Source organism: Planktosalinus sp. (assembly GCF_059864935.1).
This window is the reverse complement of record NZ_JCBCCK010000332.1, coordinates 1-13,979: the sequence shown is the minus strand read 5'-3', so window position 1 is coordinate 13,979 and position 13,979 is coordinate 1. Positions and strand designations below refer to the sequence as shown.

The 13,979-nt window shown below is 39.2% G+C and carries 12 protein-coding genes; 9 read left to right on the top strand and 3 right to left on the bottom strand.

Annotation, left to right across the window (positions count from 1 at the left end):
- Nucleotides 1-2,061: BspA family leucine-rich repeat surface protein (locus AC6F75_RS10715; RefSeq protein ID WP_500715016.1), on the bottom strand; the 2,061-nt coding region annotated here is incomplete at its 3' end.
- Nucleotides 2,062-2,788: 727 nt separating this feature from the next.
- Between AC6F75_RS10715 and clpB the strand changes: the two genes are divergently transcribed.
- The 5 genes from clpB to AC6F75_RS10690 all read left to right on the top strand — a co-directional run bounded on the left by clpB (nt 2,789) and on the right by AC6F75_RS10690 (nt 8,393).
- Nucleotides 2,789-5,395, top strand: a complete 2,607-nt coding sequence (clpB, locus tag AC6F75_RS10710) for an ATP-dependent chaperone ClpB (RefSeq protein WP_500715015.1) — start codon at nt 2,789-2,791, stop codon at nt 5,393-5,395.
- Nucleotides 5,396-5,488: 93 nt separating this feature from the next.
- Nucleotides 5,489-5,911 (top strand): hypothetical protein, encoded by a 423-nt coding sequence (locus AC6F75_RS10705; protein WP_500715014.1) that lies wholly within the window; start codon nt 5,489-5,491, stop codon nt 5,909-5,911.
- 317 nt (nt 5,912-6,228) lie between these two features.
- Nucleotides 6,229-6,900, top strand: a complete 672-nt coding sequence (gene deoC, locus AC6F75_RS10700) for a deoxyribose-phosphate aldolase (RefSeq protein WP_500715013.1) — start codon at nt 6,229-6,231, stop codon at nt 6,898-6,900.
- Nucleotides 6,884-7,582, top strand: a complete 699-nt coding sequence (gene deoD / locus AC6F75_RS10695) for a purine-nucleoside phosphorylase (RefSeq protein ID WP_500715012.1) — start codon at nt 6,884-6,886, stop codon at nt 7,580-7,582. Before deoC ends, deoD begins: the two co-directional genes overlap by 17 nt.
- Nucleotides 7,583-7,829: 247 nt before the next feature.
- Complete coding sequence (locus AC6F75_RS10690) at nt 7,830-8,393, top strand: methyltransferase domain-containing protein (protein WP_500715011.1); 564 nt, start codon at nt 7,830-7,832, stop codon at nt 8,391-8,393.
- Nucleotides 8,394-8,490: 97 nt separating this feature from the next.
- Here AC6F75_RS10690 and AC6F75_RS10685 read toward each other — a convergent pair whose 3' ends face one another.
- Nucleotides 8,491-8,676: a CsbD family protein gene (locus AC6F75_RS10685; protein ID WP_500715010.1), complete on the bottom strand. Its 186-nt coding sequence runs from the start codon at nt 8,674-8,676 to the stop codon at nt 8,491-8,493.
- Nucleotides 8,677-8,833: 157 nt separating this feature from the next.
- Between AC6F75_RS10685 and AC6F75_RS10680 the strand changes: the two genes are divergently transcribed.
- A complete protein-coding gene (locus AC6F75_RS10680; protein ID WP_500715009.1) occupies nt 8,834-9,361 on the top strand; it encodes a histidine phosphatase family protein in 528 nt (175 codons plus the stop codon).
- Here the strand turns inward: AC6F75_RS10680 and AC6F75_RS10675 are convergent.
- The gene (locus AC6F75_RS10675) at nt 9,342-10,091 is read right to left on the bottom strand and encodes a DUF6503 family protein (RefSeq protein WP_500715008.1); all 750 of its coding nucleotides are present in this window, start codon (nt 10,089-10,091) and stop codon (nt 9,342-9,344) included. The genes AC6F75_RS10680 and AC6F75_RS10675 overlap by 20 nt on opposite strands.
- A gap of 89 nt (nt 10,092-10,180) precedes the next feature.
- On the opposite strand from AC6F75_RS10675, the gene AC6F75_RS10670 reads away from it, so the two are divergent.
- From AC6F75_RS10670 to AC6F75_RS10660, 3 genes are all read left to right on the top strand, one after another.
- Nucleotides 10,181-11,230 carry a Fic family protein gene (locus AC6F75_RS10670; RefSeq protein ID WP_500715007.1) on the top strand — a complete coding sequence of 350 codons (1,050 nt, stop codon included), beginning with the start codon at nt 10,181-10,183 and terminating at the stop codon, nt 11,228-11,230.
- A gap of 72 nt (nt 11,231-11,302) precedes the next feature.
- Complete coding sequence (gene smpB, locus AC6F75_RS10665) at nt 11,303-11,770, top strand: SsrA-binding protein SmpB (RefSeq protein WP_500715006.1); 468 nt, start codon at nt 11,303-11,305, stop codon at nt 11,768-11,770.
- The coding region (locus tag AC6F75_RS10660) for a DUF5686 family protein (protein ID WP_500715005.1) at nt 11,770-13,979 on the top strand (2,210 nt) is incomplete at its 3' end. The genes smpB and AC6F75_RS10660, both read left to right, overlap by 1 nt.

Sequence of the window (13,979 nt, the reverse complement as noted above, 5' to 3'; positions counted from 1 at the left end):
CATCGTAATGTCTGCCTCAAATTTTTGGAACGGCTGTATAGTTCCAATAGGGAAAGTCAAAGTATTATTTGTCGTTGTCCCGGGAGCCGGATTGGCACTTACAAACTGCTGCATTGTATCGTCAAAGTCTAAAATTGCATTAACATTAGCAATGGTTTCTGTACCAACATTTCGTACAACCATCCTATATTCTGCTTCAAAGCCGGGGCGGGCTTCGCTGGTGGGCAATAATGTGATGTTTAAATCTTCTATGATTTGGTTGGCAGTGAGGCAGAAGTCCTCAACTTCAACGTTATTAAAACCTACAAAATTTACGGTGGATGTTACTGGTGTTGCTGTAAAGTAATTTGGGAGGTTCAATAGGCTAATAGTATAAGTGTCATCCAAAAGGTATAGAGTATAATCCCCATTACTGTCTGAGATGGTAGCATAATCATTAGTTCCATCGCTTGCATTGATTATGATAGTATCTGCCGGTATGTCATTGGGGTCGCAACCATTGTTGTTTGTATCATAAAGTATATTTCCTTGAACTATATTAAGTGAGCAGTTATTGACATCCAAGCTATCCCCGGTAATTGTCCATCCCAAAGTATTTATTAAATTATTTCTTGCGGCAATGTTACAATACTCCAGGCCATCAGCTCCAAGAGTTCCATTGTTAATATTTAAACTTACTAAATGAGTTAAAAAAGCATCATAATTGGAAATATCCATACCGGATTCTGTCAGGAAAAAACTTAAATTTCCATTATTAATCTGCCAGTTTGATAAATCTTGATTAAATGATTGGGCATTTTGAAACATTCTGCTGATATTATTTACATTAGACACATTCCAATTATTTAAAGGTTGATTGAATGATGAGGCATTCCAAAACATTCCACTCATATTTGTTACATTAGATACATCCCAATTATTCAAGGGTTGATTAAAACTTAATGCTCCCCAAAACATATTATCCATAGAAATAACATTAGAAACGTCCCAACTACCTATGGGTTGATTAAAAGAAGTTGCTTGGAGAAACATTACACTCATATGTAAAACATTTGTCACATCCCAATTACCAATTGGTTGATCAAAACTTAATGCACCATTAAACATATTTCCCATCCATATAACATTTGAAACGTCCCAATTATTTAGGGGTTGGTTAAATGATGTAGCATTGCGAAACATGCCCGTGACAGAGACGACATTTGATACATCCCAATCATTTAAAGGTTGATTAAATGAGGTTGCTTGCCAAAACATATTACTCATAGATGTTACATTAGATACATCCCAACTATTTAAGGGTTGATCAAAAGAAGTTGCTTCATCAAACATATGCCTCATATTTTCTACATTAGACACATCCCAGTTATTTATATTTTGGTTAAAAGAAGTTGCTTGTTCAAACATGTGTCCCATTTGTGTTACATTAGAGACATTCCAGTTATTTAGTGGTTGATTAAAAGAGGTTGCTTTCTCAAACATAAATTCTATTAGTGTTACATTAGAGACATTCCAGTTATTTAATGGTTGATTAAAAGAAGAAGCCCCTTGAAACATAAACATCATATTCGTTACATTAGAAACGTTCCAATGGTTAAGAGGGCTGTTAAAATTAGTAGAATAATAAAATAAGCGTGACATATCTGTTACTTGGCTTAAATCAGGAGCATCTGTAGCGGTTATAGTTAAGTCGCTGCAATTGCTAAATGCACTTTCCATAGATTGCCACTGTATATCTCCCCATTGCACAACACTCTTGATTTTATGAAGCATAGAGTTAGTTTGAGCAAAATTCCCAAATCGTATTCTCGGAAAATCTCCTGAAATCGTTACTGTATAAATCCCGGGAGCGGTATAAGTATGTGAAACAAATCCATTTTGGTTAGTTAAAGTGGTACCATCCCCAAAGTCAACAGTATAATTATAGCCTGTCCCTTGTGTTGGAATGGCGATATCCAAATCCCCAGCTGTAACCTCCCAGGTGGTGATAAACGGTGCCTGCTGTGCGTGAACGTTTAACGAAAAGAAAATTGATGTAAGTAAGAAGTAGAAATGTTTCATTTTTTTGGAGTTTAAATGGTAAATATACTAAAAACAAACTAAAGTGTTAATGAAATGTGAATAGTACTTTAGAAGCTGCTGTAGGCTATATTAGAGAAACCAAAATACCAGTAAAGAAAAAACCATAGCCGGTTGTTTCCTCTGTCTTACTTTGTGTAGTTTAAAACAAACCGGACAACACCAATCAGGAAAATTAATAAAAAAGTTACTTTACTCAAAACCCATGACACCAAATGACCCCTTTTGACACCATTTGACACCATTTGACCCCTTTTGACACCATTTGAACCTTTTGACCCAAAAAAATGGGATATTCTCCCAGTTTTCTCCCAGTCTTGTTCCAGTGAGGCTTTTAAAAAAAACGGTTTTTACGAAGGAATGTGGGAAGAGTGTGGGAGCGTTGTGCAACAAAAGCATCAAAAACACAACCTCCATCTTAAGTTTTAGGACACACAACTGAAATATGATTTTCAGCCACGCCACCGGGTACTTTTTACGGTTTCCTTCATTTTTGAGAGAATTTTCCCGTCAAAAAGTCAGCTGTTAGCCCTTGTTTTCAGGACATTTTGTCGTAAATTGTAAATGGTGCGAGATTTGAAGAATGAGACGTGAGACATAAGATTTGAGACGTTAGACTTAAATCGATAAATAAGAACTAATTAATAACGAGATACCCGCCTTCGCGGGTATAAATAACGAGATCCCCGCCTGCACGGGGATGAAGAATATGAATTTCAACAAATTTACCATCAAATCACAAGAAGCGGTGCAACAGGCTCAGCAATTGGCACAAAGCCTTGAGCAGCAGCAAATCGAACCTGAACATCTGCTCAAAGCCATGCTGGAAGTGGATGAAAACGTCATTCCGTTTTTACTGAAAAAACTGAATGTCAACTTACAAACTTTAAAGCAAGTACTGGATGCCTCCATAAAAGGGTTTCCCAAGGTGAGCGGCGGACAGTTGATGCTTTCGCGCACAACACAATCTGCACTCAATGATGCAAGCATCATCGCCGAAAAGCGAAAAGACGAGTTTGTGTCTATCGAGCATTTGCTCCTCGGCTTGTTTAAATCGGGCGGAAAAGTGGCGCAGCTTTTAAAAGATCAGGGCGTTACCCAAAAAGCACTGGATGCCGCCATTGACGAACTCCGCAAAGGTGACCGGGTGACCTCACAAAGTGCTGAAGAAACTTACAACGCCTTAAACAAATACGCCAAAAACCTCAACCAGTTGGCAAGAGACAATAAGCTGGACCCCGTTATTGGCCGGGATGAGGAAATACGTCGTATTTTACAAATCCTTACCCGTCGCACCAAAAACAACCCCATGCTGGTCGGTGAACCCGGAACTGGTAAAACCGCCATTGCAGAAGGACTGGCACACCGTATCGTTGATGGCGACATCCCCGAAAACCTGAAAACCAAAGAAATATACTCCCTCGATATGGGAGCACTCATCGCCGGGGCAAAATACAAAGGAGAATTTGAGGAGCGCCTCAAAGCGGTCATTAAAGAAGTGACCTCCAGTGATGGTAACATCGTCCTCTTTATTGACGAAATCCACACCCTGGTAGGTGCCGGTGGCGGTGAAGGTGCCATGGATGCTGCTAACATTCTAAAACCTGCTTTGGCACGTGGTGAACTGCGGGCCATTGGTGCAACCACGCTGGATGAATACCAAAAGTATTTCGAAAAAGACAAAGCACTGGAACGCCGTTTCCAAAAGGTAACCGTGGATGAGCCTGACACAGAAAGCGCCATTTCCATCCTGCGCGGAATCAAGGAAAAGTATGAAACCCACCACAAGGTGCGTATCAAGGACGATGCGATTATCGCTGCCGTAGAACTTTCACAACGTTACATCACCAATCGCTTTTTACCCGATAAAGCCATTGACCTGATGGACGAGGCGGCATCAAAACTGCGTATGGAAATCAACTCCAAGCCCGAAGAGCTCGATGTGCTGGATCGGAAAATCATGCAACTGGAAATTGAGATTGAAGCGATTAAAAGGGAAAAGGATGAAAGCAAACTAAAATCGCTGCGCTCTGAATTGGGTAACCTAAAGGAAGAACGCAACGAACTCAACGCCAAGTGGAAAAGTGAAAAAGAAGTTGTGGAAAGCATCCAAAGTATCAAAACCGAAATTGAAGAATACAAACTTGAAGCCGAGCGCGCCGAGCGTGATGGCGATTACGGCAAGGTAGCCGAGTTGCGTTACGGAAAAATCAAAGAAGCCCAAGAAGAGCTTGAAAAGCAACAAAAACTCGTTGCCGAACAGGAAAGTTCGATGATCAAAGAGGAAGTCACCCATGAAGACATCGCTGAAGTGGTGGCTAAGTGGACCGGAATTCCCGTTACCAAAATGCTGCAAAGCGACCGGGAGAAACTACTCAAACTGGAAGACCACCTGCACAAACGTGTAGTGGGTCAGGATGAAGCGATTGCAGCGGTGAGTGATGCCATTCGCCGCAGCCGTGCCGGATTGCAAGACCCTAAAAAGCCTTTGGGCTCCTTCCTCTTTCTGGGAACTACCGGTGTCGGTAAAACCGAATTGGCAAAAGCATTAGCTGAATATCTTTTTGACGATGAAAACGCCATGACACGTATCGATATGAGCGAGTATCAGGAACGCCACAGCGTTAGCCGGCTAGTAGGTGCACCTCCGGGTTATGTAGGCTATGATGAAGGTGGTCAACTCACCGAAGCCGTGAGACGTCGCCCCTACTCTGTCGTGTTGCTTGACGAAATCGAAAAAGCACATCCTGATACGTTTAACATACTGCTTCAAGTACTGGATGAAGGCCGTTTAACAGACAACAAAGGCCGTGTAGCCGATTTTAAAAACACCATCATCGTGATGACTTCCAATATGGGAAGCCACATCATCCAGGAAAAATATGATACGGTCAAGGATATAGATGTCGCGATGGAAGGCGCAAAAATAGAAGTGCTTGCACTGTTAAAACAAAGTGTGCGACCCGAATTCCTGAACCGCATTGATGATATCGTGATGTTTACACCACTCAATAAAGCCAACATCAAAGAAATCGTGGGCTTACAGTTGAAAGGGCTGAGCAAAATGCTGAGCAAACAACACATTACCTTAGATGCCACAGAGGAAGCCATCAGCTATCTGTCAGAACGTGGTTATGACCCTCAGTATGGTGCCAGACCAGTTAAGCGTGTTATCCAGAGAGAAGTTTTGAATGAACTTTCAAAGGAAATCCTGGCTGGCAATATCACGACTGAAAGCATCATTTTATTGGACGCTTTTGATGACAAACTGGTGTTTAGGAATCAGGCGGGAACTGACGGGTTGAACTTAGAATAATTTATTATATTTGATAAAACCACGAATTCACGAATATTGAAGAAGAACGATACTTAGCAGACACATTTGTAATTAAGATGGAACACTTGATATATGGAAAAGCTAACAAGAATTAAAATATTAAAGTTCATTTTATACAGCAGTATTGTTTTTACTGTTCTGATATTGACTTCTTTTATAGACAGTATTCAAGAATTTCTAAATATTGAAGACAACAAGCTGTTATGGGGAATGTTGGCTTCGCAAATATTCCTTATTCTTGGGATAACTTTTGAGCTTAATGCACTTAATAAGAAAACAAACACACTATTAACACAAAAGACAACATTTTTAAAGGTAATCCTCTTATTTAGTGGCTTTGTAATCGGTTATTATCTGCATTATTTTTTAATATCACCGTCATACCCTTTTATCGAAAATCATCACCATTTTATGTTTTGGGGTATATTGGTTTCTCAATTAGCCATAGTTTTTTTGGCGTTTGCCCTGCTTCAAAAATCGAAACGGACTGAATAGTGAATTCAAAATTAAGATGATAAAAAAAGAGCCTCATATGAAGCTCTTTTTTTGTTTAGGTTATTCTTCAACTCACTCCAACACCAAATTGCTAAACCTCTCATTCAACTTTATGACCTTGTCGGTGCTTTGGTTAAGTGTCTCAAACTGGTGTTTAGGAATCAGGCGAATGAAGGTCCGGTGGTTTAACTTAGTGGGCAGTGGTCAGCTGCAGTATGCAGATTTTATTAATCTTTACAATTGAGTACTGAACACTAAAAACTAAAGTCTGAGATTTCTCATCTATAGAAATTTCAAAAAAGGTATCTTTGTTCTTTATGAAAAATCTCAGTCAATATATTGATCACACCCTGCTAAAAGCTACTGCTACAGAACAGGATATCATTCAGCTTTGCAAAGAAGCTGTGGAATATAAATTTTATGCAGTTTGTGTTAACAGTTGTTATGTAACTTTGGCAAATAAGGAATTGGAAAAATCAGAGGTGAAAGTTTGCAGTGTAGTAGGCTTTCCGCTGGGAGCAATGAGTCCCCAAGCAAAGGTGATGGAAGCCAATAAAGCTGTTGTTGATGGTGCAGATGAAATTGATATGGTCATCAATATCGGTTTGTTGAAAAGCAGAAAATTTGATATTGTCTGGAAAGAAATCGAAGCCGTTAAATTAGCGATTGGAAAGCGCGTGTTAAAAGTCATTCTGGAAACCTGCTACCTCGATAAAGCTGAAATCATTAAAGCCAGCGAACTCGCCTTACTATCTGGAGCTGATTTTGTAAAAACATCCACAGGCTTTGGAACCGGAGGTGCAACTTTTGAAGATGTACAGTTGATGAAGTCGGTGGTGAAAGACCAGGCAAAAGTAAAAGCCTCAGGGGGTATTAAAGACCGGGTAACCGCACTGGAATACATAGCTTTAGGAGCAGAAAGAATTGGCACTTCATCAGGAATAGACATAGTAACAAACAAAAAACTGGACAATGAGCATCCATATTAGCGCAAAAAAGGGCGATATCGCCGAAACCATTTTACTTCCCGGAGACCCCCTTAGAGCTAAATGGATTGCAGAAACCTATTTTGAAAATCCGGTTTGTTTTAATGAAGTGCGCGGTATGCTGGGCTATACCGGAACATATAATGGCAAAAAAATCTCCGCAATGGGCACCGGTATGGGGGTTCCTTCCATTTCCATTTATACACATGAGTTGATTACCGAATTTGGCGTGAAAAACCTTATTCGTGTTGGAAGTGCCGGCTCCTATCAAAAAGAAGTCAAGGTAAGAGACATTGTTTTGGCAATGGCAGCATCATCCACTTCAGGCACCAATGAGTTGCGTTTTGGCGGTGCTGATTATGCCCCGACAGCCAACTTTGAATTGTTCCAAAGAGCCGTGGAAATTGCCAAACAGAAGAATATTCCCATTAAAGCCGGCAATGTATTGACCAGTGATGAGTTTTATGAAGACGAATTTGAAAGTTATAAAAAATGGTCCAAGTTTGGCGTGCTTTGTGTCGAAATGGAATCGGCCGGGCTTTATACGGTGGCGGCAAAACACAAAGTGAATGCGCTTTCCATACTCACCATTTCAGATTCGTTGGTAACCGGTGAAAAAACAACCTCAAAAGAACGGGAAAACACTTTTGACGAAATGATTAAAATCGCTCTCGAGTTGGCTTAAAGAAGTATGTTTAACGTGAGTTCGATATAAGAAAGAAAACCAACTGTTTGGGCTGCTTATAATTTTTGGAGCAAACAACAAAAGTTATATTTTGAAGTAATAACAGATAGATCAGCGATTGTCCGTCAAATCAGCGTTATCTGCGTGCTATTTTTCATTTATTGGGACAATAGCACGCTGATCCCGATAGCTATCGGGACGGATTAAGCGGATTTCCTCAGATAAAAACTTAAATAGAACCCACGTTATGCTTAAAAACATTAGAATAAAAAAAGACAGAAAAAGAGCACTTGTAAAGTTTTCTCTTTTTAAAGATTACCTTCCTGAAAACGCAACTATTATTGATGTTGGTACAGGTTCAGGACAATTTGCTCAACTCCTGAAAGAAAAAGGTTTTCAGATTCAAGCTGTTGATGTTGTTGATAAAACAAACGCTACAGCAATTACACCAAAAATATATGATGGCAAAAAATTGCCCTATGAGTCCAATCATTTTGATGTGGGGATGCTCATCACCGTTTTGCACCATTGCCCAAAACCCGAAAAAGTATTTGAGGAAGTCGTGCGTGTTTCCAAAAAAAGGATTTTTATCCTTGAAGATGTTTACAGCAATTGGCTCATGAAATACCTCACCCGGTTTGCAGACAGCATCGCAAATTTTGAATTTATTGGCCACCCACATACCAACAAGTCTGAAAATGAATGGGAAAGACTATTTCAAAATCATCAACTTAAAGTTATTCATAAAAAGAAAGTAAACCTATTTTTTATTTTTACTCAAGTAGCCTATGTCCTTGAAAAAGATATTTAAGAGCTATTGTTCAGATACACTTAAAAAAAACAATAAAAAAAGCCGGATTGAATAAATCAAATCCGGCTTTTTCCTTAAAAATTGGGGATTGTTGACTTTAGAAGTTTTCGATTTCTTCTATAAGTTCTTTTTTGGCCTTTCCGGTTTTTTCCTGAAGGCGACCCAATAATTCATCAGATTTTCCTTCAGCATATTTTAAATCATCATCGGTAAGTTGACCGTACTTTTGTTTTAATTTACCTTTAGCCTGATTCCATTTTCCTTTAAATTGTTCCTCGTTCATAATCTCTGGTTTTTGTGATTAATAATACCGCAATATACTTTTTATTAAAACCCCTTTGTGTCAACGTACTATTAAAAAGAATTAAAATTTAGTTAATCCGGAAGAAAACCACTTTGTTTTGGAAGTATCAAAATTTACCTTTGTAAAAACAATTAATATGAAACCCTTTTCTTTAATTCTCATTTTACTAATCCTTATTTCCTGTGCCGAAAACAAAACCCCTGAATCTATATCTACAGGGGAAAATGAAAAATCAACTACTTATTACCTCATCCGCCACGCCGAAAAAGACCGCACAAACCCCGACGATGAGGATCCCAACCTTGATGAAGATGGAGTCAAAAGAGCACAAAACTGGGCAACCATTTTTTCTGAACTGGATATAGATGTCATTTATTCTTCTGATTTCAAAAGGACTATGCAAACAGCAAAACCCATAGCCGAGTCTAAAAAGCTACCGGTCAATCACTATGATCCCCACGGGGTTTACCACACCGATTTCTTTGAAATTACCAGCGGTTTAAACGTGTTGGTCGTTGGACACAGCAATACAATTCCGGTTTTTGCAAATCATGTGCTACAGGAAGCACGCTATGAACTCATTCCTGATTCTATTGACGGTAGGTTGTATGTTGTTACAAGAATTGGCAATAATACAAACAGTTTTATTCTGAACCTGGAATAAGCAGCCTTACATTAATTTTTTCTTTTATGATTTCAGAAAGCTGGATGAGTTTGCCTTGCTCATACAATTCATCGATGGTGTAAAAATCAATATCGTTGGATTGAGGACGGTAGTTTTTATAATCCACAAAGCGAATGCCTTCAACCACACGAGGATTAAAGCTTTCGCGAAAGCGAATACCTCCATCGTTTGTAAAAAATTGATACGCCAGATAGTCAATGGTATAATCGTCTTTTGAAATCCAATACAAGAAAACATCCTGAAAATCAACTCCCCCGCCGTCTTCTTCAAAGGTAATTTCGATTTTATGATACTCCTTTCCTTTGATTGAAACCGGCTCAAGAAGACGTTTATTAACCGCCGGATCGTTCAAACCATAAGGCAATTGCAGAAAATAATGCACCGAGTTGACACTTTCGGAATAACGTACTACCATCGAGTCGGGTAAATGCACTTTTTCACCTTTTTGAATACGTGTAAACCCTGAATTGGTTAATAAATCGGTTGTATTTAAAGTGTCCGGAAGTATACGCTGAAGTGAAAACTCACCACCTTGCCTAATACTTTTGTAGATGATGTTCCTGAACGTAAATGTAATTTCAGCATTTTCATAACGGTCTCCCCCTGCATTTTCAATGGTTTTGTCAATAATATCTTGAGCAGTTAACACCGTTTCCTGCTCTTTACAGGAAATAAGCATTACAAAAAGAATCACATAGAAATATTTCATTTGAATTTTTTTGTAAAAATAGTGAAAATAGTTTTTAGATTAAATAATTTTGACTACTTTTGTCAAGTTATTTTTTGTCATATTTTATTATGAAGGCTTTATTAAAAAATGCAAGAGTTCAAAAAAACTTAAAGTTGAAAGACGTTGCTATACATTCAGGGATAGATCAGGCGTTAATCAGCAAGTTTGAAAGCGGCAACAGAAAACCCACTCGAGAGCAGTTACACAAATTGGCTCAGGTGCTTGATATTGATATCACTCAATTGACCATTGCCTGGCTGAAAGAAAAAATCCTTTATGAAATTGATGATGACCAAATCGGCCTTGAAGCCTTAAAACTTGCCGAGGCAGATTTGAAATACAAAATCAGTTCCGCAAAGAAGGATGTCTCAAAGGCATTGAAAACCATCCTTTCAGAAATTGATGATTTAAAAGCGCGTCTAGACACTTTGAGAAATTATGACAGTTTCAGGATCGCTCAAGCCATCGAGCTTGAATACACTTTTGAAAGCAATCGCATTGAAGGCAACACACTCACTTTGAGAGAGACCGATTTGGTCATCAATGAAGGGATCACCGTTTCCGGGAAAAGTATGCGAGAGCACCTGGAAGCCATCAATCATACAGAGGCCATTGCATTAATAAAAGATTTGGTTCAGAAAAAAGTGGTTTTTAATGAGCATAACCTGCTCAATATTCACCATTTGATTTTGAGAGGCATTATTCCTGAAGAAGCAGGAAAATACCGCACGGTTCAGGTAATGATACAGGGCAGCAAACATATGCCGCCTCAACCCTATCTGGTGAGAAAGCAAATGGAAGATTTGTTTTTCTGGTATGAAAGCAAAAAAAACCTGTTGCATCCGGTGTTGCTTGCCGCAGAAATGCACTACCGTTTGGTAAGCATTCATCCATTTATAGACGGTAACGGCAGGAGTTCGCGCCTGGTGATGAACCTGATTTTGCTGCAACACGGCTATGTAATTGCAAACATCAAAGGCGATTACAATTCCAGAATGCAGTATTATCAAGCGCTTGAAGATGTTCAAACTTCAAACAAAAAGGAGCCTTTCCTTCAGTTTATTGCTGAAGTTGAGCGTGATTCCTTGAAGCGATACCTTGAAATTTTAAGCCCCTAAGTTTTTAGGGGCTTTTTCTATTATTATACTATTTTTGTAGCTTAATTGTTATCCTGAAAGACAAAACTCATTTTGAAACAGCAAAAAACCATACACATCAAAAACCGAAAGGCCAAGTTCAACTTTGAATTTCTTGAAAAATTCACAGCCGGAATTGTCCTGAGAGGCACTGAAATCAAATCCATCAGGGAAGGCAAGGCTTCTATAGCCGAAAGCTTCTGTGAGTTTCAGGACGGTGAGTTGTTTGTGATCAATATGAATGTGGAAGAATATTCACACGCTACACACTTCAATCACGCGCCTAAAAGCGAACGCAAGTTGCTACTCAACAAACGCGAACTAAAAAAACTGGAAAAGGAAGTACGCAATTCGGGACTAACCATTATTCCCCTTGATTTATATATCAACGAAAAAGGACTCGCAAAACTGGACATCACCCTGGCGAAAGGTAAAAAAGAATATGACAAGCGTGAAACTATCAAAGAACGTGACACCAAGAAAAAATTAAGCCAAATTAAAAAATCATTCAACCAACGATGATGAGAAAACTTTTATTCTTATTCCTTTTACTTCCGCTTTTTTCAATTGCACAAATTGTTGGAAAAGTAACTGATACCGATGGTGTTCCCCTTCCCTTTGTGAATGTGTATATTGAAAATTCCTATACCGGAACCACCACAAACGACGACGGAAACTACCGCCTGGATCCCGATAGATATCGGGATAAAGACCGAGAAAATGCAACGGTCGTGTTTCAGTTTCTTGGTTTTAGGACCTTAAAGAAAGAGCTGGTACTGGATAAAAAGTTAATTCTACTCAATGTTTCTTTAGAACCCGAAACATACAGTCTGGATCAGGTGGTGATTACATCCGGTGAAAATCCTGCAGACCGCATTGTGAGAAATGCCATAGCCGTTAGAAAGCAAAACCTGGAAAAACTCAATGCCTTTACTGCTGATTTTTATTCGCGTGGTCTATGGAAAATGAAAGATGTGCCCGAGCGCATACTCGGACAGGAAGTGGGTGACCTTGATGGAGCACTTGACTCCACCCGCACCGGAATTGTCTATTTGAGTGAAACCATTTCAAAAATTGCTTTTCAAAAACCCAACGACTTTTTTGAGCGTATCGTGGCTTCTAAAGTAAGTGGTAACGACAACGGGTTTAGCTTTAACAGTGCGCGTGATGCCGATTTTAGTTTTTACGAAAACACACTCGAACTCAATGCAGCCATTGTCTCACCCATTGCCAACAACGCTTTTGGCTATTACAATTACAAACTGGAAGGTGTTTTTTATGAAAACAATCAGCTCATTAATAAAATTAGGGTAACACCAAAAAGACCGAACGACAGGGTATTTCATGGTATGGTTTACATAGTGGAGGACAGCTGGCAACTTTATGGTGTGGAGTTAAAAATTACGGGGATGGCCATTCAGGTGCCTTTTGTGGAAAATTTAATGTTCATACAAAATTTCAGTTATGACGAAAATGAAGATTACTGGGTAAAACGCTCACAAACCATTGATTTCAGTTTTGGGTTTATGGGTTTTAAGGGTGACGGAAGGTTTACTGCTGTGTATAGCAATTATGATTTTAGTCCCAATTTTGATCCTAAATTTTTCACCAATGAGGTGTTGTTTTTTGAACCTGAAGCCAATAAAAAAGATACTTTGTTTTGGTCGGGCATACGACCCGTGCCTTTAACAGATGAGGAAATCAATGACTACATCAGGCGTGATAGTATTCAAACTTTGCGACAATCAAAAACCTATTTAGATTCCATAGACAGGAAAAACAACAAATTCAGGATTTTAAATCCCATCACCGGATACTCCTATGCAAACACTTACAACAAATGGCGCTTGAGTTATGCCGGGGTTTTGAAAGATATTAATTTCAACACACTTCAGGGCTGGCATGTCACCAGTGGATTGTCTTTCAACAAATGGTATGACGAAAACAGGACCCGTGCGATTTGGGCCAATGTAAATGCCAATTACGGTTTTGCCGATGACCGATTGAGGTTTACCGGAAGTATCACCAAAAGATTCAACAGGATTACACGAAATACCATTTCGGTTTCCGGAGGGAACAGGGTGCAGCAGTTCAATGCCTCTGAGCCCATTTCGCCACTGATGAATACCATCAGCAGTTTGTATTTTGAACGAAATTATTTAAAAGCCTATGACCTCACCTATGCCCGTGTAGGCTATGCTCAGGAAGTTTTTAACGGCTTAAGAGCTTCAGGAAGTCTGGGTTATGAGGAGCGTCAACCCCTTTTCAATCAAAGTGAGCAGGTGATTTTTAGGAATGACGGGGCCAGTTATACTTCAAACAACCCGTTGGCACCTGATGATTTTGAAAATGCGGTGATTGACCAACATGAAATTTTCAAGTTCAAGCTTAATGGACGCATTACTTTTGGACAAAAATACTTTACTTATCCTGATGGTAAATTTAATATTGAAGACGGCAGGTTTCCGGTTCTAAATTTTTATTACGAAAAAGGTTTTGCCGCTTCAACCAGCAATTATGACTATGACCAACTAAGTGCCCGTATCAATCAAAACATCAACACCGGTAACACGGGAAGATTGAGTTACAATCTCACTGGCGGCACATTTTTAAACGGCGACGGAATTTCATTTGTGGATTACAAACACTTCAACGGTAACCAAACCCGTGTGGGTACCACTTTTAGTTACACCAGTGTTTTTAACCTTCTGCCTTATTATGCTTTGAGCAC

Excerpts from the sequence above, each read along its gene's own strand:
- clpB (WP_500715015.1), top strand. The coding sequence starts at position 2,789 with ATGAATTTCAACAAATTTACCATCAAATCACAAGAAGCGGTGCAACAG.
- AC6F75_RS10705 (WP_500715014.1), top strand. The coding sequence starts at position 5,489 with ATGGAAAAGCTAACAAGAATTAAAATATTAAAGTTCATTTTATACAGC.
- deoC (WP_500715013.1), top strand. The coding sequence starts at position 6,229 with ATGAAAAATCTCAGTCAATATATTGATCACACCCTGCTAAAAGCTACT.
- deoD (WP_500715012.1), top strand. The coding sequence starts at position 6,884 with ATGAGCATCCATATTAGCGCAAAAAAGGGCGATATCGCCGAAACCATT.
- AC6F75_RS10690 (WP_500715011.1), top strand. The coding sequence starts at position 7,830 with ATGCTTAAAAACATTAGAATAAAAAAAGACAGAAAAAGAGCACTTGTA.
- AC6F75_RS10685 (WP_500715010.1), bottom strand. The coding sequence starts at position 8,676 with ATGAACGAGGAACAATTTAAAGGAAAATGGAATCAGGCTAAAGGTAAA.
- AC6F75_RS10680 (WP_500715009.1), top strand. The coding sequence starts at position 8,834 with ATGAAACCCTTTTCTTTAATTCTCATTTTACTAATCCTTATTTCCTGT.
- AC6F75_RS10675 (WP_500715008.1), bottom strand. The coding sequence starts at position 10,091 with ATGAAATATTTCTATGTGATTCTTTTTGTAATGCTTATTTCCTGTAAA.
- AC6F75_RS10670 (WP_500715007.1), top strand. The coding sequence starts at position 10,181 with ATGAAGGCTTTATTAAAAAATGCAAGAGTTCAAAAAAACTTAAAGTTG.